The 24,599-nt window shown below is 74.8% G+C and carries 10 protein-coding genes; 1 reads left to right on the top strand and 9 read right to left on the bottom strand.

From position 1 onward, the window contains the following. Positions 1-172: 172 nt before the first annotated feature. Positions 173-595: a DUF3291 domain-containing protein gene (locus tag RVR_RS25205; protein WP_202236204.1), complete on the bottom strand. Its 423-nt coding sequence runs from the start codon at positions 593-595 to the stop codon at positions 173-175. Positions 596-681: 86 nt separating this feature from the next. Between RVR_RS25205 and RVR_RS25200 the strand changes: the two genes are divergently transcribed. Next, positions 682-1,332: a MerR family transcriptional regulator gene (locus tag RVR_RS25200; RefSeq protein ID WP_202236203.1), complete on the top strand. Its 651-nt coding sequence runs from the start codon at positions 682-684 to the stop codon at positions 1,330-1,332. Between the two features lie 175 nt (positions 1,333-1,507). Here the strand turns inward: RVR_RS25200 and RVR_RS25195 are convergent, their stop codons facing one another. The 8 genes from RVR_RS25195 to RVR_RS25160 form a co-directional block, all read right to left on the bottom strand. After that, positions 1,508-1,672 carry a hypothetical protein gene (locus tag RVR_RS25195; protein WP_202236202.1) on the bottom strand — a complete coding sequence of 55 codons (165 nt, stop codon included), beginning with the start codon at positions 1,670-1,672 and terminating at the stop codon, positions 1,508-1,510. Positions 1,673-1,696: 24 nt separating this feature from the next. Further along, positions 1,697-3,004, bottom strand: coding sequence for an NAD(P)/FAD-dependent oxidoreductase (locus RVR_RS25190; RefSeq protein WP_202236201.1), 1,308 nt, complete (start codon positions 3,002-3,004; stop codon positions 1,697-1,699). Positions 3,005-3,015: 11 nt separating this feature from the next. Further along, positions 3,016-3,972 (bottom strand): 4'-phosphopantetheinyl transferase family protein, encoded by a 957-nt coding sequence (locus tag RVR_RS25185; protein WP_202236200.1) that lies wholly within the window; start codon positions 3,970-3,972, stop codon positions 3,016-3,018. A gap of 172 nt (positions 3,973-4,144) precedes the next feature. After that, complete coding sequence (locus tag RVR_RS25180) at positions 4,145-5,938, bottom strand: acyl-CoA dehydrogenase family protein (RefSeq protein ID WP_202236199.1); 1,794 nt, start codon at positions 5,936-5,938, stop codon at positions 4,145-4,147. Further along, a complete protein-coding gene (locus tag RVR_RS25175; RefSeq protein ID WP_202236198.1) occupies positions 5,938-7,644 on the bottom strand; it encodes an acyl-CoA dehydrogenase family protein in 1,707 nt (568 codons plus the stop codon). Before RVR_RS25175 ends, RVR_RS25180 begins: the two co-directional genes overlap by 1 nt. Then, positions 7,641-9,269 carry a PfaD family polyunsaturated fatty acid/polyketide biosynthesis protein gene (locus tag RVR_RS25170; protein ID WP_202239119.1) on the bottom strand — a complete coding sequence of 543 codons (1,629 nt, stop codon included), beginning with the start codon at positions 9,267-9,269 and terminating at the stop codon, positions 7,641-7,643. The genes RVR_RS25175 and RVR_RS25170 overlap by 4 nt, the downstream gene beginning before the upstream one ends. A gap of 231 nt (positions 9,270-9,500) precedes the next feature. Continuing rightward, positions 9,501-17,138, bottom strand: coding sequence for a beta-ketoacyl synthase N-terminal-like domain-containing protein (locus tag RVR_RS25165; RefSeq protein ID WP_202236197.1), 7,638 nt, complete (start codon positions 17,136-17,138; stop codon positions 9,501-9,503). A gap of 103 nt (positions 17,139-17,241) precedes the next feature. Then, positions 17,242-24,456, bottom strand: a complete 7,215-nt coding sequence (locus RVR_RS25160; protein ID WP_202236196.1) for a type I polyketide synthase — start codon at positions 24,454-24,456, stop codon at positions 17,242-17,244. Positions 24,457-24,599 lie beyond the last annotated feature (143 nt).

Raw genomic sequence — 24,599 nt, 5'->3', positions numbered from 1 at the left:
TTCGCAGGTGTCGGCGCCACGGCCGACCGGTGTTGGGTCCCGGCCCGGGGACGGGGGACCCCGGACCGGGTGTTCGGGCAGGGCGGCATGGCCGCGGGGCGGTGCCCCCGGGCGATGCCCTTCCCTTGCGACGGGCCGGCGGCGGGCGTGGCCGGACCCGGTGGCTACCGGGTCAGCCGGCGGCGCTCTTGGCGGCGTCGGCCCGCGCCTGCTCGGCGAGGTGCTGCTTGGCGTCGTCCCAGGTGATCGGGAGCTGCCCGACCGGGACGGTCCAGAAGGTGAACGTGGAGTCCCGGCAGGTGGGCCGCAGGCTCGTCATGATGTCGCGGTGCGGTGCGGTCTTGGCGAAGGCGTAGAGCGAGTCGCGGTCGTCCCAGGCCGAGAGCGTGAAGAAGGTGCGCTTCAGCGGCTGGGCGATCAGCGAGGCACCCAGCGCCCCCCGGGCGGACCGCACCTGGCGCCACGCCACGAGCGACTTCGCGAAGAAGCGCGGCACGTCCTTGGCGGAGCGCACCTCGAACCGGGAGGCCATGACGAACGCCTCGGTGGTGTTCGGCGCGGCCGGATTCGGGATCGTCCAGGGAAGAGTGGGCACCGTAACCCCTGCCTTCATAATTAGTGAGTGGCAGTATCTATACTAGACAGTGCCAGTACCCAATTGCCAGTCGAGAGCAGGACGTTTTGCGAATCTCCGAGCTGAGCCGTCGCAGCGGGGTCTCGAACGCGACCATCAAGTTCTACCTCCGGGAGGGCCTGCTGCCCGCGGGGCGCGCCACCGCCGCCACCCAGGCCGAGTACAGCGAGCAGCACCTGCGACGGCTACGGCTGATCCGGGCCCTGATCGGCGTACGCGGACTGACCGTGCAGCAGACCAGGGACGTGCTCGGCGCCGTGTCCGAGTACGGGACGGACCTCCACCAGGTGCTCGGGCTCGTCCTGGGCGCCAGGCCGGTGGACACCGGGGCCGGGGCCGAGAGCGAGGACGGGGACGGGGACGGGGACGAGAAGGAGCCCGGCCGGTCCGAGGTCGACGAGCTGGTGGCGGAGATGGGCTGGGAGATCTCCCCGCACTCCGCGGCCCAGAGCGTCATCGCCGAGACGCTGGAGACCATGCGCTCCCTCGGCGCGGACTACGGCTGGCGCTCGCTGGTCCCCTACGCCCGGATCGCCGAGGAGACCGCGGTGCTCGACCTCGACCAGCTCAAGGAGGAGGAGGACCTGCTCGAACGCGCCGAGCGGGCGATCCTGCTGACGATCCTGCTGGAGCCGGCCCTGCTGGCGCTGCGCAGGCTCGCCCAGGAGAACGAGTCGGCGAAGCGGCACAGCAGGTGAGCGGCCCGACCCGGCCGCCCGGGCCCCGTGCCCCGGGCGGGCCGGCGAGCCGGCCGCCGGGCCGGCCGCCCGGCAGGGGGCGGGCCGCCGGGCGCCGGCACATGGGGACCGCGCGGACCGTCCGGCCCACCCGGCCCACGCGGCCCGCACGCCCCGCACGGAGTGCCCCGCGCGCTCAGGCGGCGTCGGCCTGCGCCGCGTCGTCCTCCGCCTCCCGCGCGGCCTGCTCGCCCGGGTAGACGTCCGGGTACACGCCCGCACTCATGCAGACAAGCTGCCACCAGCTCAGCGTGAGCAGCCGGTGCCGTTCCTCGTAGGCCGCGTCGTCGACGGTCGTCATGCGCCGTACCTGCCTTTCGTCACGTCAGGCGCCCGGGAGTTCGCGCAGGAGCTGTGCGGCCGCCTCCATGCCGGAGGAGAAGGCCGCCTCGTGGGAGCCGATCTGGTCCCAGTGCAGTTGCTTGGAGTGGAAGTACGACCCGCAGAGCTTCACCCGGGTGCCCTCGTTGACCTCGTAGATGTCCTTCTGGAGGTTCCGCACGTGGACGTCGATGATCGGGTGGGTGTAGGGGAACTCCGCGATCACGTGGTCCGGGTCGATGGGGCCGGGGTAGTCCAGGGTGACGAAGTAGTCCTTCTCCGCGGTGAAGCCGTGCAGCTTGTTCATGTAGTAGGCGACGTACGTGCCGGCGGTGCCGTCGACCTCGACCTTGCCGTAGTTCCACGCCTCCCAGCGCTCGCGCGTGCCGGGCATCACCGAGGCGTCGGTGTGCAGCACGACCCGGGACTGGTTGTAGTGGATCGGCCCGAGCACCGCCCGCTGCCGCTCGCTCGGGTTCTCCAGCAGCGCCAGCGACTCGTCGGCGTGGGCGGCCAGCACCACGTAGTCGAAGGTCTCGCTGCCGGCGGCGGTGGTCACGGTCACGCCGTCGGCCTCCTGGCGGATGCCGGTGGCCGGCTCGGCCACCCGCAGCTCCGGGCCGATGGCGGCGATCGCCTTGCGGACGTAGGAGATCGAGCCGCCGCCGACGGTCCGCCAGTCCACCCGCTGGCCGCCCAGGCCGCCCTCGTCGTGGCCGAGGAAGAACGCGATCACGGTGGCCGCGGGCATCTGCCAGATCAGCTCGGCCGGCACCGACCAGACCGCGGAGCACAGCAGGATCACGTAGGAGTGGCGGAACTCCTCGCTGTAGCCGCCCCGGTCCAGGTACTCCCCCAGCGGGATGTCGGCGCGCTTGCGCACGAAGTCCTTGCGGCCCTCGGTGTGGAAGCGGTGGGCCTCGCGCCAGATGGTGAGGAACTGCGGGTACTTCTCGCCGTAGTGCGCCCGCACCTCCTCCTCGTCCCAGGCCAGTTCGGTGGTGCCGTACTCCAGGCCGCTGTCGAGGTCGAAGAAGTTGAAACCGCCGAGGTGCTGCACCGGCTCCACCCCCAACTCCTCGAAGAACCGGTAGATGTTGGGGTAGGCCGGGCGGTTGAAGACCACGAACGCGGTGTCGATGCCGAGGACCTTGCCGTTCTCCTCGACCTCCACGGTGTTGGCGTGGCCGCCGAGGCGGTTCTCGCGCTCGAAGATCGTGATCCGCGCGCGGTCGCGCAGGTGGTAGGCGGCGGAGATCCCTGCGGCACCGGCACCGACGACGGCAACACGTGGGGCGGGGTTCAGCGGCATGACGGTTTCCTTCACAGTCCGGCGGGGAGGTCGGGGAGAACGGTGCAGTGCAGGGCGGCGGGCCGCCCGTCGGCTGCGGCCACGGCCAGGACGTGGTCCGGGCCGGGATGGAGCAGGTCGAAGCGCCAGCGGTCGCACTCCCCCGGGGCCCGCTCGGGGTCGTCGACGGTGATGCGGCCGGCGGGGCGGACGGTCACGGGAGCGAGGGCGGTCCCGCGGTCACGGGCGGGGTCGGGCGTACGGACGGGGTCAGGATCGGGATCGGCCGTACCGGCGGGATCGGGGTCAAGGGCGGGATCGGCGCCGGCGGTACGGTCGGGGCGCGCGGCCGGACGGCCCGGGCCCGGGTGCGGGCCGGCGAAGGAGAAGCTCGCCAGGTCCCTGGTCAGGCCGGTGCCGAGGGCTTTGAGGTAGGACTCCTTGAGGACCCACAGCTCGCTGAACCGGGCCTGCCGCGGCGCCGGTTCGAGCGCGGCCAGCTCGGCCCGCTCGGCGGCGGAGAAGCGGCGGGCGAGGTGCCCGACCGCCTCCGGGGACGCCGGCGCGCGCTCCACGTCCACACCGCAGGCGCGGTCCCGGGTGACCACGCACGCGATGAGGCCGTCGGTGTGCGAGAGGTTGAACCGCACGCCGTCCGCGGCCGGTTCGGGCTCGGGGCGGCCGAACGGGCCGCGCCGGAACCGCCACCGCTCGGGCGGCAGGCCGGTGTCGGCGCTGAGCGCGTGGCGCGACAGGAGCCGCGCGCCGAGGTAGCGGCGCCGGGCCCCGGCGGTGGGCAGCCGGGCGTGCCGGGCCCGCTCCTCGGCGGTGAGCAGCCGCAGCCCGCCGACCTCGGCGGCGAACCGCGGCACGGCCCGCTCCGGCAGCAGCCACAGCCGGATCCGCGGCACGTCGGCGTCCGGCGCGGGCGCCGCGCCGGGCCGCGGTCGGCGGGTCGGACAGGTCGGACGGGTCGTCTGCGGCGTCATGGCGGCCTCCTCACGTCGGTGTGCACGGGTCCGGGTCTCGGATACGGATACGGGCGGCGGATACGGGGGACGGGTGCGGGTGACGGGTGCGGTCAGGGGGCCGGGTGCGGGCACGGCGGCCCGGCACCCCCGCGGCGGGCGGGCGGACGGCCCGCGGTCCGCCGCGCGGCCCTCAGGTGCGGGCCGCGGACAGGTCGGCGGTCCGCTCGGCCAGCGGGAACTGCCAGTGCGAGAAGAGCCGGTTCTCGCGGTACATCAGCCGCAGCACCCGCATCACCTCGTCGATGTCGGCCGCGGTCGTGACCGCCTCGTGCGGCCTCAACTGCCGCCGTAGCCGCTCCAGTTGGAGCAGCAGCAGCGCCGCGTTGGGCAGCGGGTCGTCGAGCGCGCCGTGCGAGTGCACGAAGGTGAGCACGCACGCGGCCGCGGCGTGCACCAGGCAGTACTCCTTGACCAGGTCGAACAGCTCCGCCGACTGCGCGTACTCCCGGCCCAGCGCGGCCCGCAGGGCGGCGGTGCGCTCGGCGATCGAGGCGGCGTGGCCGAGCAGTTCGCCTGCCACGTCGGCCGCGCGCAGCAGCCGGTCCCGCTCGTCCTCCTTGGCCTGCTCGGCCAGCGCCCGCAGCCGCTCGACGCCGTCCGGCGCGGCGAGCACCGCGTCGTCCATCCCGCGCGCGTGCAGTTCCTGCTCCCAGGGCCGGTAGGGCGGCATCCCGCGGTCGATGCCGTAGAGCACCGCGGCGCGCTCGACGGCGGCCGCCCTGGCCTCCTCGCCCGCGCCGGCCGCCGAGGCGAGCAGCGGCTCCAGTTGGCTGCCGAGGTTGCGCAGGTTCACCACGGTGTTGCCGTCGGCGAAGTTCGCCACCAGCAGGTCGCGCAGCATCTTCTGGTAGACGCCGTAGTGCGGGTGGCCGCGCAGGAAGAAGCGGGCGCCGAGCACCACGCTGAGCTGCGACATGGTCTGCTCCAGCACGGTCGGCACGAAGTACTTCGTCACCGACGACCAGACGCTGACCTGCTGCGGCGCCACCTGGAGCGCGCGGACCGCGCCCAGGCTCACCGCGTCGCACACCATCAGGTCGGCGAAGACCTCGGTCAACTGGCGGCGGCTGTAGGGGATGTCGCTGACCGCCTTGCCGAGGATCACCCGCCACTCGGTGAAGTCGAGGGTCAGCCGCAGCCCGGTGTCCACCGCCGACAGGGCGATGCTGCTGATCTGGGCGCGGGCGGTCTGGGTGGCCTTGATCGCGATCTCCAGGCCCTGGCCCTCGGCGCCGAGCCGCGCGGAGTCGGGCACGAAGACCCGGTCCACCTCGATGCCGCTGATGTCCATCGCCCGCAGCCCGTGCAGCCGTTCGCGCGGCAGTTCCACCACCGAGCCGACCGGGGTCCGGCGCTTCTCCAGCACGAAGATCGAGAAGCCGCCGGGGCCGCCGCGTTCGCCGGTGCGGGCGAAGACGCACATCCCGTCGGACCGGGTGGCGTTGCCGATCAGCCACTTGCCGCCGGTCAGCAGGTAGCCGCCCTCCACCTTCTCGGCCGTCATCCCGTTGGCGAGCAGGTCGCTGCCGTGGGCGCGCTCGGACAGGCCCCAGGACAGCCGCAGCCCGCGCTTGACGTCGTCCACGATGCGCTGCTTCTGCTGCTCGCTGCCGCCGATCCACACCGGCATGAAGCTGAGGTTGGTGATGATCAGCGCGGTGGCGGTGGTCGGGTCGCGGCGGGCGATCAGCCGGACCAGGTTGAACTCGGCCTCCACGTCGCCGGCCCGGCCGCCCTGCTCGCCGGGGAGGGCGTACTCCGGCACGCCCCAGCCGCGCAGGTCGTTGACGAACTCGTGCGGGTACTCCTCGCGTTCGTCGAGTTCCATGATCCGGGTGAAGGGCATCCGGGCGGCCGGGTCGTGCGGATCGCCGAGGTGCGCTTCGAGCCGGGCCGCCAGCGCGGTCAGATCGGCCTTGGGCATCAGGACTCCTCGCGGGTTACGGCCAGTTGGACGGGCAGGGCGGTGAACAGCCGGTCGTCGTCGCGCAGCGCGGTCACGACGTCGAGCGCGGGCAGCAGCGCGGACGCGCGGCGGCGGGGGTCGGTGCCGTCGGCGCGGGCGAGCAGGTAGGCGAGCGCGGCGCCCAGCCAGCCGGTGGAACCGGGCTCGGTGCCGTACAGCGAGGTGTCGCGGTTGGCCGACCACAGGTGGACGCAGGCCGCCGCGGCGTGCAGCCAGGCGTACCGCTCGGCGAGGTCGACCAGGGCGTTGGGGTCGGCACCGGGGCGCCGCGCCTCGGCGGCCTGCGCGCCGAGGCCGTCCACCGCCTCGGTCAGCAGGTCGGCCAGCTCGCCGGCCTCGGCGTCGTCGGTGAGCGCCTCGGTCAGCGACGCGACCGCCGGCGGCAGTCCGGCGAGCACCGGGTCCAGGCCGCGGGTGAACAGGTCCAGCCGGGCGGGCTCGTAGGGCGGCAGTTCCGCGTCGAGCGCGAAGACGCTGCGCAGCGCCGCCGGGGCCGCCGGCACCCGCTCCTCGATCACCGTGGGCAACTGGCCCGCGTACGAACGGAGGTTGGCCAGCGCGCTGGCGTCGATCACCCGGACCACCGCGGAGTCGCGCTGGAGCTTCTGGAACAGCCCGTCGCGCAGCACCGAGCGGGTGGCCAGCACCCCTCCGCAGCGCCGGATCAGGTCGTCGGAGGCGTCGGCCACCACGTGCTTGGCGGTGAGCCCCCACACGCTGAACGCCTCGGGCACCACGTGGACGCCGCGCGCCGCCGCCAGCGCGACCGCGTCGGCGGCGAGCAGCGCGGCCGAGGCGACGGCGAGCTCGCGGCGGGAGTGCGGCGCCCGGGTGAGCGTGGTGCGGCCGACCCGGCGGGACGCGGCGAAGTCCAGGCTCAGCCGCAGCGCGGTGTCGGCGCAGCCCAGGCTGCCGGCCATGCTCATCAGCCGGACCGCCTGCTGGGCCTTGACCGCCATCTCCAGCGCCTCGCCGCGCCGGCCGACGAGTGCCTCCTCGGGCACCGGCAGTCCGGTGAAGCGCAGGTAGGCGAAGTCGATGCCGCGCATGCCGCCGGTGCGGGGGGCGGGGTCCCTGGACAACTGCGTGCCGGGGGTGTCCGCCAGGTCGAGCAGCACCGCGGTGAAGGCACCGGGCCCGCGCTCGCCGGTGCGGGCGACGACGTAGACCGCGTCGCAGCGCAGTCCCAGGCCGACCATCCACTTCTCGCCGTAGAGCAGGCCGTCCGGCGTCAGGCGCACCTCGTTGGCGAGCAGGTCGCTGCCGTGGTCGGCCTCGGTCATCGCGAAGGCGACGGCGCCGCCGCGGCGCAGGATCTCCGCGGCCCTGCGCTGCTGCTCCGGGCTGCCGTGCAGTTGCAGGCAGGTCGCGGCGATGATGCTGAACATGGTGCCGGGCATCACGTTGACGTCGCGGCGGGCCGCGGCGCGCACCAGGGTCAGGCTGCGGTCGAAGGACTCGAAGCCGCCGCCCCACTGCCGGGGCAGGTAGTTGAGGTGGAATCCGGCCGAGCGCAGCGCGTCGCAGAGCGCGTCGGGGAAGGCGTCGTGCTCGTCGCGGTCCACGGCGGCCGCGAAGCCGTAGGGGTTGGCGGGGTCGGACGGGTCGCCGAGCAGGAGTTCCAGCGCCTCGGGGGTGAGCGGCCTGGCCGCGACGGTCGTCATCGGGTGCCCGCCGGGGAGGAGCCGAGGACGGGGGCGTCCAGCGGGACCGGGCGGTAGTCGCCGGCCGAGGGCGGGATCGTCACCCCGGCGGTGCGCAGGTGTGCCAGCCGGGTGTGGAAGGCGGCGCCGCGCATCAGGTGGTGGGCGACGTCGGTGACCCGCCGGTTGCCGGGGGTCTTGAGGTAGCTGCCGGTGGTCCAGTCGTTGAAGCTGCCCATCGCCGGGCCGGTCCAGATCTGGTAGTCCATGGCGCGGTCCGGTTCGCCGGTGACCGCCCAGCGCGAGGCCATCCCGAGGTACCAGCGGAAGACCAGCGCCATCTTGCGCTTGGGGCTGCCTGCCGCGCGGGTGAGCTGCTCGGGGTCGCGCCGCTCGAAGTAGCCGACGCAGTCGTTCCAGACGTCCTCCAGCGGACGGCGGAAGACCTGCTGCTCCAGCTTGGCGCGCTCGGCCGCGGGCAGGGCCTCCAGCCCGTCGTGCGCCTGGTAGAGCTGGTAGAGGCGGCGGGCCCGCATCGGGAAGAGGGTGCCCTTCTTGAGCACCTGGAGTTCGACGCCCATCTCGAACATGTCGGCGGCGGGCGCCATCTCGCAGTCGGCGATGCCCGCTTCGGCGAGCATCGCCTTGGCCGCCGGCGACGCCCCGGACTCCAGGCACGACTGGTTCACCGAGCCGGTCACCACGTAGGCGGCGCCCATCGCGAAGGTCGCGGCGACCGCGTCCGGGGTGCCGATCCCGCCGGCCGCGCCGATCCTGATCGGAACCGGGTAGCGGTGCTCGTGCTGGACGGCGTCGCGCAGCCGCAGGATGGTCGGCAGCAGCGCGGGCAGCGGGCGGCGGTCGGTGTGGCCGCCGGAGTCGGCCTCGACGGTGATGTCGTCGGCGAGCGGCACGTGGTGGGCGAGCGCGGCCTGCTCCGGGGTGACCAGGCCCTGTTCGACCAGGGAGCTGACGAGCGCGGCCGGCGCGGGGCGCATGAACCGCTCGGCGGTCTCCGGCCGGGAGACCTTGGCGATCAGCCGGTTCTCGGCGACGACCTGGCCGCCGGGGCCGCGGCGCAGCCCGGCCAGCCGGTAGCGCACCACGTGCGGGGTCAGGCCCATGAAGGCCGACGCCTCGACGCAGCGCACGCCGTGCCGCAGGAACAGCTCCACCGCCTCCCGCTCCAGCCGGTCCTCGCTGGGGCTGTGGATCAGGTTGACGGCGTAGGGCAGTCCGGGGATCTCGGCGGCGAACCGGTACAGCGCCTTCTCGATGGTCTCGGGCAGCAGCCCGGCCGCGCCGAAGGAGGCGAGGAAGCCCTCCCGGGCCAGTGCGACGACCATGTCGGCGGAGGCGATGCCGCCGGCCATCGCGCCGGCCATGTAGGGCAGTCGGACGCCGTGCGCGGTCCGGAAGGCGGCCGAACCGAGCCGGTGCGGCGGCAGCGGCGGGACGGAGGCGAGCAGCGGCAGGCCGGCGCCGCCGGCCGTCGCCGAGCCGCCGGAGACCGCGCCGATACCGTCGGGGGTGAGGACGATGCTGCACTGCTCGTCGAGGTCGGCCAGTGCCTGGTAGATGCCGGCCGAGTCGGTGCTCGGGTGCCGCTCGCCGTGCCAGCGGAGCGGGATGTCGCGGTGGTCCATGGGTGTTCGGTTCTCCATGGGAGGTCGGTTGTCCATCGGAGGGGCTCCTCGGGCGGTGCGGGCGGTGCCCGGCGGGGGCGGGTCCGGCACGGATCGGGCCGGCACGGATCGGGCCGGCGGGGGCGGCCGGCGCTGCGGGGCGGGTCCGGTGCCGGTCGGGCCGGCGGGTACGGCCGGTGCGGCGGGGCCGGCGGGTACGGCCGGTGCGGCGGGGCCGGCGCGGCGGGGTGGTCAGGCCCCGCCGCCGGGCCGGACCTCGATGGCCACGTCGACGAGTTCGTAGATGCGCAGACCCGGCTTCCACAGGTCCGCGTCGGCGATCACCAGCAGCCGGTCCGCCTCGCGGCGCACCTCCTTGACGTGCGTGTCGAACTGCATCTCGCCGTCGTTCCGCAGGATCTGGCCGCGGTACTTCCAGGACATCTCGACGCCCTCGGCCATCGCGAAGCGGGGCTGTTCGATGCCGTCGGCGAGGCCGGTCTCCATGACGAACAGCCGCAGCGCCTGGAGCACCGCCTCCACGCCGAGCGAGCCGGGCATCACCGGGTCGCGGTGGAAGTGGCAGTCGAAGTACCACTCGTCGGGGCGGACCTGGCGGTATCCGTGCACGTAGCCGGCGCCGTGGCGGCCACCGTCGGCGACCAGCTCGACCCGGTCCACCAGCGCGAAGTTGTCGGCGGGCAGGTGCAGTTCGCCGCCGGTGGGGTCGGAGAAGGCCGGCGCGCCGGCGGGCAGCGCGATCTCCCGGACCCGCTCGGCGGGCACCTGCTCCTGCTCGATCCACGGCGGCACGAACCTGCCGTTGTCCAGCCCAGCCTGGTTGGCCAGCGCGGCGGCGCTGAAGTAGCCGAAGAGCGACTCGCCGGTGTAGAACACCTCGCCGTCGGCGGACAGTTCGTAGCTGAAGTTCTGCAGCACCGCGCCGGACACCGCGCTGGTCATCAGCAGCTTGGAGGTGTGCCGGATCGTCCTGCCGCGCAGGTCGATGTCCTTGACCAGGGTGGCGCGCCCGTCGAGGTTGCGGATCGCGTACTGCTCCTGCGGCTTGCCGAGCGTGGCGCCGAGGTAGTAGCCGAGGAAGATGGCCGCCTGGAGCGAGGACTCCATGTACACGCAGTTCGGCATGTACGGCGAGGAGTTCTGCCGGTAGTACCAGGCGTCGGCGGGCGAGTCGTACTCGCACACCATCACCGAGCCGGGGCTCAGGTCGCCGCGGGTGCCCTCCAGGGACATCACCCGGTCCACGAACTGGAAGTCCCCGTTGGGGATGTACGGCGCCCGGCTGGTGCGGTAGATGTCGAACTCCGGGCCCATCGCGACACCGAGGTCGCCCTTGGCGGCGTGTGCGAGGTGCATCTCGTTGATCATCGCCGGCTCGCCGGAGCGGTTGGTGCGGCCGAGGAACGCGGGGAAGCCGCCGACCTCGGGGCGGTAGGGGGTGCCCTCCTTCTCGCGGACCTGGAGGCCGAGGTTGCGCATCCGGATCACCGGCTTGTCGCCGAGGTAGACCAGGATGTCGGCGACCACCGAGGCGCGCGGCAGCAGGGTCAGCTCCATCACCTCGACCTCGTAGCGGATCTCGCTGTGCGCGGGGGTGATCTGGCCGCGCACCTGCACGTCGATCCGCAGGTCGGTCATGGTCTGGAAGCGGGCGTCGGGCAGCGTGAGGTGCATGCCCTGGTGCAGCAGGTAGATCTGGAGCAGTTGGACGGCGCCCTCGGCCACCAGCGAGCCGGCGAGCACCGGGTCGTCGGGGAAGTGGCACGCGAAGTACCAGGCGTCCGGCTGGAGTTGCTTGGTGGCGACCAGCTTGCCCAGGCCGCGCGGGCCGCCGGTGCGGTCGACGGTGACGTCGTCGACCATCCGCAGCCGCTCGTCCGGCAGCCGCAGCGCCGGGTTGATGCCCGGGGCCTGGGCGTGGTGCGGGCCGAAGACGTCGCCGGGCCGGCCCTGGGCGAGCAGCTCCAGGTCGGCGGTGGTCAGGTGGTTCTTGTCGGTGTACGCCAGCGGCTTGAAGTAGCCCCGGGGCAGGGCGGCGCGGGCGGCCCGCTCCTTCTCGGTGATCACCACGCCGAGCGGGGTGTCCAGTTCCTGCTGGCTGAAGAACCCGGCGCAGGCGTCCTTGAGTTCGAGGATCAGCTCGCCGTCGGCGTAGCAGAAGTAGCTGAAGAAGAAGATGGTGGTGTCGCCCTGGTGGACGAAGCGGTCGATGGAGATGTCGTAGCGCAGGGTCTGGCCGGTGCGGGGCAGGCCGCCGCGGAAGATCAGCGAGCTGTCGAGCAGCCGGTAGACCCGCTCGCCCTTGTTGCGGAAGTCGATGCCGAGGTAGCTGACGAGCAGCAGGTCGCACTGGCCCGCCTCGACCGTCACGGCCGGCGGCACCCCGCCGTCGACCGCGTACCAGGCGTCCTCCGGCACGTCGTACTCGGTGGTGATGGTGGCGGGTTGGAAGACGCCGGTGGTGCCCTTCAGGGCGGTGACGCGCGTGACGAAGTGATACGGCTGCGCGGGCAGCCGCACCCGCTTGGCGTAGGAGTCGATGACCTCGAACTCGGGGCCGAAGACCTTGGCGACGGAGCCGGTGGCGAACTCCAGCAGGTCCGCCTCGTCCCAGATCACCCCGGTCCGGGCCGGCGAGCCGGCGGCGGGCGCGGAGACGGGGGCGCCGGCGGGAGCCGGAGCGGGCGGCGGCACGGGCGCGGCCGGCGCGGTCCCGGCCGGTGCCGGTGCGGACCCGGCCGGCGGCAGCGCCGGTACGGGCGCGGACGCGGCGGCGGGCAGGGACCGGCGGACCGGGGCCGGCGGCACCGCCTGCGGCGCGGCCTGCCGCGGCGGCGCGGGCCGGACGGGGGCGGCCGGAGCGGCGGAGGAGGCCGGGTCGAGCAGCGCCTCGGCCCGGTCCAACGTCGCCGACTGGAGTACCCGTTGGGTCTCCATGACCACCGTGTGGGTGGCGAGCATCTGCGCGCGCAGCTCGCGGATCAGGCCGGCCGCGGGTGTCGGGGCCGGGCCGGCGGCGGCGGTGCGGGCCGGCGCCGCGCCGGGCGCGGCGGCCTCCCGGACGGCGGGCACGGCCGCCGGGCCCGCGGCGGCCGCGGATGCGGGTGCGGGTGCGGCCGGTGCGGGCGCCAGGGCGCCGGGTCGCCCGCCCCCCGCGGCGGCCGCGGCGGCGGCCGCGTACGGCGCCGGCTCGGCCGGTGCCGCGGGCGCCCACGGCAGGAAGGTGATCGGGTCGCCGTCGAAGGCGATGACCTCCGGGTCGGCGAGGGTCGGGTCGGCAGGCATCAGCGCTGGCTCCTCCGGCGGTGCGGACAGGACGGGAACGGTGGGCGGGAGCTGCGCCGGCAGCGGCCCGGCGGCGGGCGCGGCCGTCTGCTCGGCCGCGCCGGGGTCGGCGGCCACGGCGGGCTCGCCGTGCGGGGCCGGCGTACCGGCCGCGGCGCGCGCACCGGAGGGGCGCGGCGCCGGGACGGCCGCGCTCCCCGCGCCGGCCACGGCGGGGGCCGGGACGCCCGGCACCGCGGGCGCTCCGGCGGGGCTCGGGGCGGTCGGGGTCGCGGCGGCCAGCGCCGCCGCGACCCCGCGGGCGATCCGCGTCGGCATCGGATCGCCGCCACCCACCCGGAACCGGCGGGCGCCCGCACGGCGCCCGGCGCCGCGGTCCGGGCCGGCCTCCGGGCCGAGCAGTGCGGTGAGGTCCACCGGCAGGCCGTGGCCGACCAGCCGGGCGACCATCTGGGCGACGGACTTCGTGGCCGGCACCCCGCGCCGGTCGATCGACGCGGCGACGTGCGGCGCGTCCCCGAGCGTGTCGCGCACCCAGCGGGAGCAGGTCGCGCTGGGGCCGACCTCCAGGAAGTAGCGGAACCCGCGGTCGTAGGCGGTGCGCACCAGGCGCGGGAAGTCGATCGTCGAGCGCAGGGTGTGCGCGATCCGCCGGGAGACCCGTTCGCGGTCCAGGTCGCGGATCGCCTGGTAGTCGTAGGCGCTGAACAGCTCCAGGTCGCCGATGGAGCCGGTCGGGTAGTCGTTGAGCCCGGCGAGGCCGTCGAGTTCGACGTCCACCACCGGGTTGTGCATGACGACGTTGACCGGGGAGCGCGCCGCGGGGCATCCCAGCTCGCGGATCAGCGCCGCGCACTGGGCCGGGTCGCCGGCGATCACCAGCTCGCCGGGGGTGTTGACGTGGGTGAGGTGCACCCGGTCGTGGCGGGCGAGCGCCTCGCGCACCGGCTCCTCGGCGGAGAGCAGCACATGGGTGGACCAGACGTCCTTGTCCGGTGTGGAGTCCGGCAGCCCCCACTGCTCGCGGACCGTGCGCCGCGGGCCGCAGAGCCGGTCGCGGAAGATCGGGGTGCCGCTGATCAGGTCGTCCCGGCGGCCGGCCGGCAGCCAGCCGCCGGTGGCGAAGAGCATGCTGCTCTCGCCCAGGCTGTAGCCGAAGCCGCCGTGCGCGGTGACGCCGAGCACGTCGCGGACCAGTTCGGTGTAGAGGATGGCGAAGCTGGTGCCGGTGGCGAGCATGAACGGGATGTCGTCGCCGAGCCGGGTCTCCAGTTGCATCAGGTCGCGCCGCTGCGGCGCGACCTGAGTGCGCGGGTAGAGCTGCTCGGCGCGGAAGAGCCGCGACGGCTCGTCGGCCTGGGCCTCGAAGCGGTCGAGGAGGCCGGGGAAGGCGCGGAAGAAGTCCTGGCCCAGCCCCGGGTAGCTGTTGAACGCGCCCGGGTAGACCAGCGCGACCTTGCCGTCGGGACCGATCGGCCGGGGCGTGCAGAACGACCCGGCCGGGGTCGCCCACTCGTCCCCCCGGGCGAGCGCGCCGGGCAGGTCGCCCGCCGCCAGCCGGGCCTGCGCCTGGAGCTCCGCGCCGTCCCTGCCGACCAGCACCACCCGCAGCCGCCGGCCGTCGAGCGCGGCGGCGGCCGTCCGCGCCAGCTCGTACGGGTCGGCGCCGCCGGCCAGCAGGTCGCGGTGGCGCTCGACGGAGGCGACCAGTTCTCCCGCGCTGTCGGCCCCGAGCGGCAGCAGCAGCGGGCCGCCGGCGCGCTGCCAGTCGGTGGCCGCGACCGCACCGCGGGTGGTGTCCGCGGAGAGCACCAGGTGGCCGTGGGTCCCGCCGGCGCCGATCAGGTCGATCGCGGCGTAGCGGCGGGCGCCCTTGGCGGTGCGCAGCCACGGCCGGGACTCGGCCGGCACGTAGAGCGCGGAGGCGGCGAAGTCGGCGTCCAGGTCCTCGGCCGGGCGGACCCAGCCGGAAGTGCCGGGCAGGTAGCCGTGGTGCAGGCACAGCGCGGTGCGGATCAGCCCGGCCATGGCCGCGGCGCAGCCGGCGTCGCCGATCTGCGCCTTGGCGCTGCCGAGCGCGACGCTGCCGCCGCCGGACGGGTACACCCGTGCCAGCGCGGCGAGTTCGGCCCGGTCCTGGACGGCGGTGCCGCCCGCGTGGGCCTCGACGTAGCCGACGTCGGCGGCGGTGATGCCGGCGCCGGCCAGCGCGGCGGCGGCCGCGGCCGCCAGCGGCTCGGCGTCGGCCTCCGGCAGCACGCCGCCGGCCGGCGCCGCGTGGCGCACGGCGATCGAGTCCAGGCGCGCGTAGACCGTGCCGGCGCTCTCGCCGGACCGGGTGACCACGACCGCGCCGGCGCCCTCGCCGATCCGCCGGCCGCGGGCGCCCTCGCCGAAGGTCAGCCCGGCCGCCTCGACGACGTCCGGGCGCAGCAGCAGGTTCTCCGCGGAGCCCGCCAGGTCCACCGCGCCCACCAGCACCGCCTCGATGCCGGGGTCGAGCAGCAGCAGCCGGGCGATCTCCAGCGCCTCGACGGTGCCGGACCCGTCGGAGGAGACGGTGAACGACGGCCCGGTCAGGTTCCACAGCGACGAGATCCGGCTGGCCATCACGTTGCCGATGTAGCTGAGGACCTCGTTGGCCACGATCGGGTCCACGACCGCGTCGCGCCCGACCGCGGTGAGCGCGGCCCGCTGCTCGTCGGTCAGCTCCAACCCGGCCTGCGCGAACTGCTCGCGCAGGAAGCCGCCGAGGCCGTAGCGGGTGAGCCGGGCGTGGGTGTACGGCTCGATCTCCATCGCCACCACGACCGCGATCCGGCGCGGGTCCGGGGCGCTGCGCCCCTTCGGCACGGCGCGGCTGAAGCCGGCGTCGTGCAGCGCCTCGTCGGCGACCTTGGTGGCCAGCGCGTGCTGGAGGTTGTAGGTGCGCAGGTCGGCCGGGGGGATCTTGTGGTCCATCGGGTCGATGCCGACCCCGTCCACGAACGCGCCGTGCGGCAGGTCCCGCGGGCCGACGCCGGCGGCCTGCTCCAGCGAGCCGCCGGTCACCTGCTCCAGGCCGCGCCAGCGCCGCTCCGGCAGCGGGACGAGCCCGTCGGCGCCGGCGTGCACCGCCCGCTCGAAGGCGTCCACGCCGTCGAACGCGCCGAAGTGCGCGCCGAGTCCGACCACGTCGAGGGCGGGCAGCACGGTGGCGTCCTGGTCGTCCGCGGCGCCGGGCTCGTCGGCCGTGCCCGGCTCGGAGAGCAGCACGTGCGCGTTGGTGCCGCCGAAGCCGAACGCGGACACCGCCGCCCGGCGCGGCCCGTCGCCCCGCGGCCACGGGCGGCCGCTCCTGACCAGCACGCCGTCGCCCACCGCGCCGTCCTTGGAGGTGACGGGCTGCTCGACGCCGATGGTCGGCGGGATGTGGCCGTTGGCCATGGCCAGGACCACCTTGAGCATGCTGCTCAGGCCGGCGACCGTGAGCAGGTGCCCGATGTTGCCCTTGACCGAGCCGATCAGCGGCACCTTGCCGTGCCGGCCGAAGAAGGCGGCCACCGAGTCGGCCTCGGTGGCGTCGCCGATCGGGGTGCCGGTGGCGTGGCACTCCAGGTAGTCGATGGCGGCCGGGTCCACTCCGGAGCCGGCGTAGGCCAGTTCGTACGAGTCGAGCTGGCCGTCGCCCTGCGGGACCAGCAGGTGCCGGCCGCTGCCGTCGTTGGACAGGCCGATGCCGTCCACGACGGCGTAGATCCGGTCGCCGTCGCGCAGCGCGTCGGCGAGCCGCCGGACGGCGACCATGCCCGCGCCCTGGCCGGTGAGGATGCCGCCGGACCGGTCGTCGAAGGGCTGGCTGAAGCCGTCGCGCGGGTAGGCGCGCAGGTCGGAGAAGGACAGGTGGATGAGGGTCGGCTCGGGGGCGCAGACGCCGCCGGCCAGCACCAGGTCGGCCTGGCCGGCGGCGAGGTGGTCGCAGGCCAGCTTCAGCGCGTACAGCGCGGACGAGCAGGCCGCGTCCAGGGCGTAGCGCGGGCCGCCCAGGCCCAGCGCGGTGGCGGCGAGGCCGGCCGGCGACCCGCTGACCCGCAGGTCCTCCGCGGCCGGGCCGCCCGGGTCGGTCAGCGCGCCCTGCCCCAGCCCGGCGAGCTCCGGCAGCCCGGACCGGCGCAGGCCCTCCAGCACCGCCTCCTGGGCCAGCGGCACGCTGACCCGGGTGGAGGCGGGCGTCGGGAAGGAGTAGTTGCCGAGGATCAGCCCGGTACGGGCCAGCGTCGCGGGCCGGTCGGCGTGGCCGGTGTCCCGCAGCGCCTCCCTGGCCACGTGCAGCGACCAGTGGAAGAGCCGGTCCAGGCGGGAGAGGTGGCCGGGGTCGAGGAGGTAGCCGGTCGGGTCGAAGCGGAAGTCGCTGACGAAGCCGCCCCGACGGCAGTAGATGCCGTGTTGCGGGTCGGCGTCCCCGGCCGCGGGAGCCGGGCCGAAGACCTCCTCGCCCCCGTCCGTGCGGCTGTCCGTGCCGGAGCGGAGGTTCTGCCAGAACTGCTCGGGGGTCTCCGCTCCCGGCAGCAGGCAGGAGAGGCCGACGATGGCGTACTTGCTCATCGGAACTGGGTGTCCCTTCTGGGGTCGGACGGTCCGGCCGGCAGGCGTGATCGGGGCGCCGGCCGGACCGACCGGGTCAGGCACGTCCGTCGGACGCGGGCGGTCAGCTGGTGACGAACTTGGCCGCGAGCTGCGGGGCGGAGACCACCGAGACCGCGTCGAAGCGGGTCAGCACCAGCCCGTCGGGAGCGCAGGCGGTGATGGTGAGGGAGGCCGCGGTGCCGTTGCCGTTGCCGCCGGCGGCGGGCTCCACCACGACCAGGAACGGCTCCCCGTCCGGCAGCGGGTGGTGCAGGTCGACCCGGCCCACCGCGAGCGGCAGCGAGGCGGTGCCCTGGAAGAGCCTCACCCACACCAGTCCGGCCTGGAGCAGCAGGTCGGCGGTGCCGGGGGCGTAGCGGGTGCCGCCGAACGCACCGCCGGCCGGGCGGTGTTCGGGCAGCTCGCACTGGAGGACCAGCCGGTCCCGTGCCTCGCTGAGCACCCGGCGCACCCCGCGCAGGGACGGGCCGTGGAAGAGGGTGCCGTCGGCGTAGAACCCGGCGGCGTCCTGTCCCCCGTCCAGGGCCGGCAGGCCGGCGAGCGCGGCCTCGGCCGGCTGCGTCCCGGCGTCGACCACGGCCGCGTAGTGCGGCCGCAGGGCGCCGTCGGCGCCGGTGGAGCGGATCGCCACCCGCACCGCGTCGCCCGCCGGGCTCAGCACCAGGCGTACGGTCTCGGGCTGCGTGCCGTCGAAGACGATGCCCTTGTGCACCGCGAAGTCCCGTACCTGGCCGGCCGGGACGCCGCCGATCCGCTCGACCGCGCCGATCGCCCAGCCGAGCGCGACCGCGGCCGGCAGCACCGGCTCGGAGCCGATCACGTGGTCGGTGAGGATCGGGTCGGCCGCCAGGCCGGTCAGCGTGCGCTCGACGGTGACCTCGGAGGCGAGGGCCACCGCCTCGCGCTCGGAGAGCGGGGTGGTCGGGCCGAGCACGGTGACCACGTCGTCGGCGCGCTCGGCGGAGAACTGCTCGGCGAACATCCGGGCCCCGGTGCCGACCGGGATCAGGGTGATGCCGCGCTGCTCGAAGACCGCCTTGATCTCCGGGGAGACCATCCCGCTGTCCCAGGCGCCCCAGTTGAGCGAGGTGACCCGGGTCTGCGGGTGGCGCTGCTTGAAGGCGGACGCCCAGGCGTTCAGCACCTCGTTGGCCATCGCGTAGTCGGACTGGCCGCGGTTGCCGAAGAAGCCGGCCACCGAGGAGAAGAGCACCACGTGGCGCAGCGCGTCCTCGGGCAGCGCGGCGACGACCGAGCGCAGCCCGGTCAGCTTCGGCGCGAAGACCCGCTCGATCTCGGACGCCTTCTTGTTGCCGATGAGCTGGTCGGCGAGGACGCCGGCGCCGTGCACCAGGCCGGTGATCCGCTCCCGGTGGGGGGCGAGCGCGGCGGCGGTGGCGGCCTGGTCGGTGATGTCGACGGCGAGGTACTCGGCCTCGCTGCCGGCCGCGCGGACCTCGGCCAGCGTGGCCTGGATCTCGCGGACGCCGACCACGGTGCGGTAGAGCTGCTCGACGCGCTTCGGGGTCGGCTTCTCGCCGGCGGCCTTCAACTCGCCGGCCGCTGCGGCCTTCAGGCCGGCGTCCGGCACGTCGTGCGCCCACGCCGGCTCCTCGCCGAGCGGGGTGCGGCCCAGGAGCAGCAGCCCGGGGCGGTGCCGGCGGGCCAGCTCGGCCACGCAGGAGGCGGTGATGCCGCGCGCGCCGCCGGTGACCACCAGCAGGTCGTCGGAGCCGAGCGGGGCGCTCGCCCGCCCGGTGCCGGTCAGCGGCTGGTCGGCCAGGGTGAGGCCGACCCGCCGGGTGCCGTCGCGGCCGACCTGGACCGGCTCGGCCCCGGCCGCGTGCACCTCCTCCAGGACGACCGCGGCCGCGGCCGCCGGGTCGAGGGCGGGGGCGAGGTCGACGGCGCGGCAGAACAGCTCCGGGGCCTCCACCGCGAGGGTCTTGACCAGTCCGGCGACGCCGCCGCCGGGTATCGACTCCTCGGCCACGCCGTGCAGCCCGAAGGCGCCGTCGAGCCGGGTCACGGCCACGAACGCGGCCCGGCCGAAGGCCGCGGCCTCGGTCAGCGGCTCGACCACGTGCTTGGCGACCAGCAGGGAGTGCGCGAGCCGGCGGACGCCGTCGGCCCAGTCGCCGCCGGGGGCGGTGGTGAGGTCGAGCACCAGGCTGATCCGGTCGGCGAGCGCGTCCTCGACGCGGGCCGCCAGTTCGGTGACGCCCCAGCCGGCCAGGGCGTGGTCCCGGACGCCCGAGGCGCGCTCGGCGACGCCGGGCAGCCGCAGGACGTGCACCTTCCAGCCCTCGGCCGCCAGCCGCTCGGCGAGCACCGGGGTGATGTCCCCGCCGTTGTCGACGATCAGGGCTCCCGAGCCCTGCGGGTAGGCGTTGACGAGCCGGTCGGGTTCCGGGAGGACGGCCAGGGCAGCCTGGGCCCGGCCGATGCGGCCGCGCGGCTCGGTGGACGCCGGCGCCGGGACGGGTGCGGCGGCGGGCTGGGGGGTGGAGGCGTCGCCGCCGGCCACGAACTCCACGATGTCCCGCAGCGACCGCAACTCCGCCAGCGCCTCAGGACCGGCCGAGGACTCGAAGGCGAACCGCTCCTGCATCACCCCCATGATCTCGACCCGCTTGATCGAGTCGATCCCCAGATCCGCCTCGACATCCATGTCCAACTCCAGCATCTCCGCCGGATAACCCGTCTTCTCCGCCACCACACCCAGCAGAGCCGACTCCACCGCAGCCGCGTCCGGACCAGCCGACACCCCACCCGCGGACGCCTGCGCCGCTGCGGGTGCGGCGGCGGGCTGGGCCGCGGACGCGTCGCCGCCGGCCACGAACTCCACGATGTCCCGCAGCGACCGCAACTCCGCCAGCGCCTCAGGACCGGCCGAGGACTCGAAGGCGAACCGCTCCTGCATCACCCCCATGATCTCGACCCGCTTGATCGAGTCGATCCCCAAGTCCGCCTCGACATCCATGTCCAGCTCCAGCATCTCCGCCGGATAACCCGTCTTCTCCGCCACCACACCCAGCAGAGCCGACTCCACCGCAGCCGCGTCCGGACCAGCCGACACCCCGGCAGCAGGCACGGCAACCGCGGCAGCCGGAACACCGGCACCCACCGCACCCGGCACCGCCATGAACTCCACGATGTCCCGCAACGACCGCAACTCCGCCAACGCCTCAGGACCAGCCGACGCCTCCACGCCGAACCGCTCCTGCAACACCCCCATGATCTCCACCCGCTTGATCGAGTCGATCCCCAAATCCGCCTCGACATCCATGTCCAGCTCCAGCATCTCCGCCGGATAACCCGTCTTCTCCGCCACCACACCCAGCAGAGCCGACTCCACCGCAGCCGCGTCCGGACCAGCCGACACCCCGGCAGCAGGCACGGCAACCGCGGCAGCCGGAACACCGGCACCCACCGCACCCGGCACCGCCATGAACTCCACGATGTCCCGCAACGACCGCAACTCCGCCAACGCCTCAGGACCAGCCGACGCCTCCACGCCGAACCGCTCCTGCAACACCCCCATGATCTCCACCCGCTTGATCGAGTCGATCCCCAAGTCCGCCTCGACGTCCATGTCCAACTCGAGCATGTCCGCGGGGTAACCCGTCTTCTCCGCGACGACGTCGAGCAGCGCGGACTCGACGGAGGCGGAGTCCGGGCCGGCCGGAGCGGCGGCGGGTGCCGGGGCGGGCGCGGCGGCGACCGGAGCCGCGGGCACCACGGGTGCCGGGGCCGGCGCGGGAGCCGCGGGGGCGGGCGCGGGCGCGGCCACCGGTACCGCGACGGCGGGCGCCGGGGCGGCGATCCCGGGTGCGGGCGCCGGGGCGGCCACGGGCAGCGTCGCCGGCCGGGCGGGCTCGACGTAGGCCGCGGGCGCGGCGGCCGGGGCGGCCGGGGCGGTGCCCAGTTCGAGCCCGGCGAGGTCGCGCAGGATCTCGTTCGCCCGCAGGTGCGTGCGGCCGATCGCGAGGCCGTGCTCCTTGACCGCGGTGACCCCGGCGATCACCTGGTTCACCCGGCCCTGCTCGTCGGCGCGCTCCAGCAGCCGGGCGAGGCGCTCGGCGCTCTGCAACTGGCCGTTCAGGTACTCGTCGTGCAGTTCGAGGTGGTCGGCCATCAGATCGGCCAGGCGGTCATTGTCCACGGGAGCTGTCTCCAGGACGGAGGGGGCGGGGGCAGGGGGCGCGGCCGGTGCGGCCGCGGCCGGTGCGGGGACGGGGGCCGGCAGGGCGGGCGCGGCGGACCGGGCGGGCGGCACCACGGCGACGGCGGCCGCAGTGATCGGGGCCGGTCCGGCGGCCGGGGCCGGCGGGCCCGCGGGCGCGGGCCGCGGCGCGCTCGCCGCGCCGGCGGAAGCGGTACCGGAGGCGGTGGCGATCGGCGCGGCGCTCGCACCGGCGGCGACGGCGGCCGGGACGGGCACCCGGTAGCCGTTCTCGATCGCGTCCCGGTAGGCCGCCTTGCGCTGCGGCGAGACGTAGTTGATGCCGTTGAGCGAGATCGTCATGCCCTTGGCCGGCTCGCTGCGCCGCGGCTCGGCGACGTAGCGGTCCGCGGTGGCCAGCGGGACCCCGAGCACGGCGAGTTGGGCGACCGCCTGCTTCAAGGTCAGCTCCGCGTCGCGCTTGGCGCCGCCGTCCAGGGAGATCGCGGTGTGGTCGCGGTCGCCGAGCACCCGCCGTACCAACTGGGTGAGCACCGAGCCGGGGCCGAACTCCACGAACACCCGGAAGCCGGCGTCGTACAGCTCCTCCACCCGGGCGGAGAAGTCCACCGGGTGGATCAACTGCTCGGTGAGGACGCGGCGGTTGGCGTCGAGGTCGGCGCCGTAGACGGCCCCGCGGGTGTTGGGCAGCACCCGGCCGCGCGGCTCGCGCATCTCGGCCGCGCGCACGTGCGCGCCGAACTGCTCGACGGCGTGGGCGACATGGGGGGTGTGGAAGGCGGCGGAGACCGGCAGCCGCGATGCGCGCAGTCCGGCCTCCTTCGCGGTCGCGACCAGCCGCTCGATCTGCTCGGTGGCGCCGCCGACCACGATCTGGTCCGGCGCGTTGCGGTTGCAGACGGCCAGCCCCGGTGCGTCCGCGAGGAGTTCGGCGACCTTCTGCTCGGGGGCGGCCACGGCCGCCATCGCCCCGGCGTCGAAGTCCGGGTCGGCCGGGGGCGCCATGGCGGCGCCGCGGGCCCGGGCGAGCGCGAAGTAGGTGTCGCCGTCGAGCGCGCCGGCCGCCCACAGCGCGGTCAGCTCGCCGAAGCTGTGGCCGAGGAAGCCCTCGGCCGAGAAGCCGAGTTCGGCCAGGTAGCGGTACTGCCCGACCGACAGGGCGCCGATCGCGGGCTGCGCGTGCGCGGTCTCGCGCAGCTCGGCCTCCTGCGCCTTGCGGCCCTCGGCGTCGAACGACGGCGGGGGGAAGGCGATCCGGGACAGCGGCCGGGCGTCCGTGAACTGCCGGTTGACCTCGTCGAAGGCGGCCCGCAGCGGCGGCAGCGCCAGCACGGCGGTCCTGCCGGGGTTGACGTACTGGCTGCCCTGGCCGGCGAAGAGCGCGGCGACCTTGCCGTCCTGCGCGGCGCGGCGGCGGAAGTACACGCCCTTGGGGTGGGTCCAGGCGTCCGCGTCCGGCCGGGCGCGTAGCTCGCCGAGCGCGGCCTCGCGCAGGGCGGCCAGTTCCTCCGGGGTCCTGGCGACCAGCGCGACCCGCGCGTGGTCGGCGGGCGCCGGGCCGCCCTGGGCGCCGTCGCCGGCGGCCAGCGCGGCGGTCAGCGCGGCGGTGTCCGGCGCGTGCCACAGGTGGACGGAGGCGACCGGGAACATCACCTCCAGGTCGGCGCCGTCGCCGTACTCCTCCATCACGAAGTGGAAGTTGGTGCCGCCGAAGCCGAACGAGGAGATGGCGGCGCGGCGCAGGCCGAGCTTCGGGTCGCGGATCCACGGCCGCAGCTCGGTGTTGACGTAGAACGGGCCGTTCTCGAAGTCGATCGCCGGGTTGGGCTCGTCCACGTTGATGGTGGGCGGCAGCACCTTGTGGTGCAGCGAGAGCGCCAGCTTGATCATGCCGGCGGCCCCGGCGGCGGCCTTGGTGTGGCCGATCTGGGACTTGACGCTGCCGACGGCGGCGTAGGCGCGCTCCTCGGTCGCCTCGCCGACGACCGCGGCGAGCGCGCTCAGCTCGGTGGCGTCGCCGACCGCGGTGCCGGTGCCGTGCGCCTCGAACAGCTCCACGCTCGCGGGCGAGCAGTCGGCGTCGTGGTACGCCCGGCGCAGGGCGACCATCTGGCCCTCCTTGCGGGGCGCGTAGATGGACTTGAAGCGCCCGTCGCTGGAGGTGCCCAGGCCCCGCAGCACCGCGTAGATCTGGTTGCCGTCGCGCTCGGCGTCGGAGAGCCGGCGCAGCGCGAGCATCCCGATGCCCTCGCCGATCAGCGTGCCGTCGGCGTTCTTGTCGAACGGGCGGATCCGGCCGCCCTTGGACAGCGCCGGGGTCTTGCTGAAGCACAGGTACATGAAGATGGTGTTCTCGGCGTCGCAGCCGCCCACCAGCATGGTGTCGGCGCGGCCCTCCAGCAGCTCGCTGACCGCGGTCTTGACCGCGCCGAGGGAGCTGGCGCAGGCGGCGTCGATCGTCATGTTGGTGCCGCCGAGGTCCAGCCGGTTGGCGATCCGGCCGGCGACCACGTTGCCGAGCATGCCCGGGAAGGAGTTCTCCTCCCACGGGGCGTACGCCATGCGGAACTTGGCGGCGATCTCGTCGGCGTCCCGCTCGGACAGGCCGCAGCTTCGGACCACCTCCTTGAGCACCGGCGTCTGGAGCCGCGCGGTGAGCGGCTGGGTGAGCTGGTTGGCGCCGGTGATACCGAGGACGACGCCGGTGCGCGAGGCGTCGTACCAGTCCTGGTCGGCGCCGGCGTCCTTGAGCAGGTCGCGGGCGACCACCAGGCTCAGGAGCTGGAGGACGTCGGTGACCTCCAGGGTGTTGGGCGGCAGCCCGAACTCCATGGGGTTGAAGGCCACGTCGGGGATGAAGCCGCCGCGCCGGGCGTACGTCTTGTCGGGCACCGACGGGTCGGGGTCGTAGAACTCGTCGACGTCCCAGTGGGTGGCGGGCACGTCGTCGATGCAGTCGGCGGCCGACGCGACGTTCGCCCAGAATTCGGTCAGGTCGCGGGACTTCGGGTAGAGCGCGGAGAGGCCGACGATGGCGATGGGGTCACGGGCGAGCCGACGGTCGAGCGCGGATTCCTGCGAAGAGTTCACGGCGAGTCTCTCTGGGATCTGGACGAACGGGATCTTCCGTGGCGACGCCCGCCTGGCACGGCGCGGCCGGCGCTCCGGCCGGTCGGGCCGGAGCGGGGGCGCGGGCAGGCTGGTGGGTGGGTCGTCCGGTGGGGACCGGCGGA

The organism is Streptomyces sp. SN-593, assembly GCF_016756395.1.
Lineage (GTDB): Bacteria > Actinomycetota > Actinomycetes > Streptomycetales > Streptomycetaceae > Actinacidiphila > Actinacidiphila reveromycinica.
The sequence above is the reverse complement of the archived record's forward strand: the minus strand, read 5'-3'. Positions and strand labels throughout refer to the sequence as shown.

Bases quoted from the DNA above. Each gene is read 5' to 3' on its own strand.
- RVR_RS25195 (WP_202236202.1), bottom strand. From the start codon at position 1,672: ATGACGACCGTCGACGACGCGGCCTACGAGGAACGGCACCGGCTGCTC.
- RVR_RS25190 (WP_202236201.1), bottom strand. From the start codon at position 3,004: ATGCCGCTGAACCCCGCCCCACGTGTTGCCGTCGTCGGTGCCGGTGCC.
- RVR_RS25185 (WP_202236200.1), bottom strand. From the start codon at position 3,972: ATGACGCCGCAGACGACCCGTCCGACCTGTCCGACCCGCCGACCGCGG.
- RVR_RS25180 (WP_202236199.1), bottom strand. From the start codon at position 5,938: ATGCCCAAGGCCGATCTGACCGCGCTGGCGGCCCGGCTCGAAGCGCAC.
- RVR_RS25175 (WP_202236198.1), bottom strand. From the start codon at position 7,644: ATGACGACCGTCGCGGCCAGGCCGCTCACCCCCGAGGCGCTGGAACTC.
- RVR_RS25170 (WP_202239119.1), bottom strand. From the start codon at position 9,269: ATGGACCACCGCGACATCCCGCTCCGCTGGCACGGCGAGCGGCACCCG.
- RVR_RS25165 (WP_202236197.1), bottom strand. From the start codon at position 17,138: ATGAGCAAGTACGCCATCGTCGGCCTCTCCTGCCTGCTGCCGGGAGCG.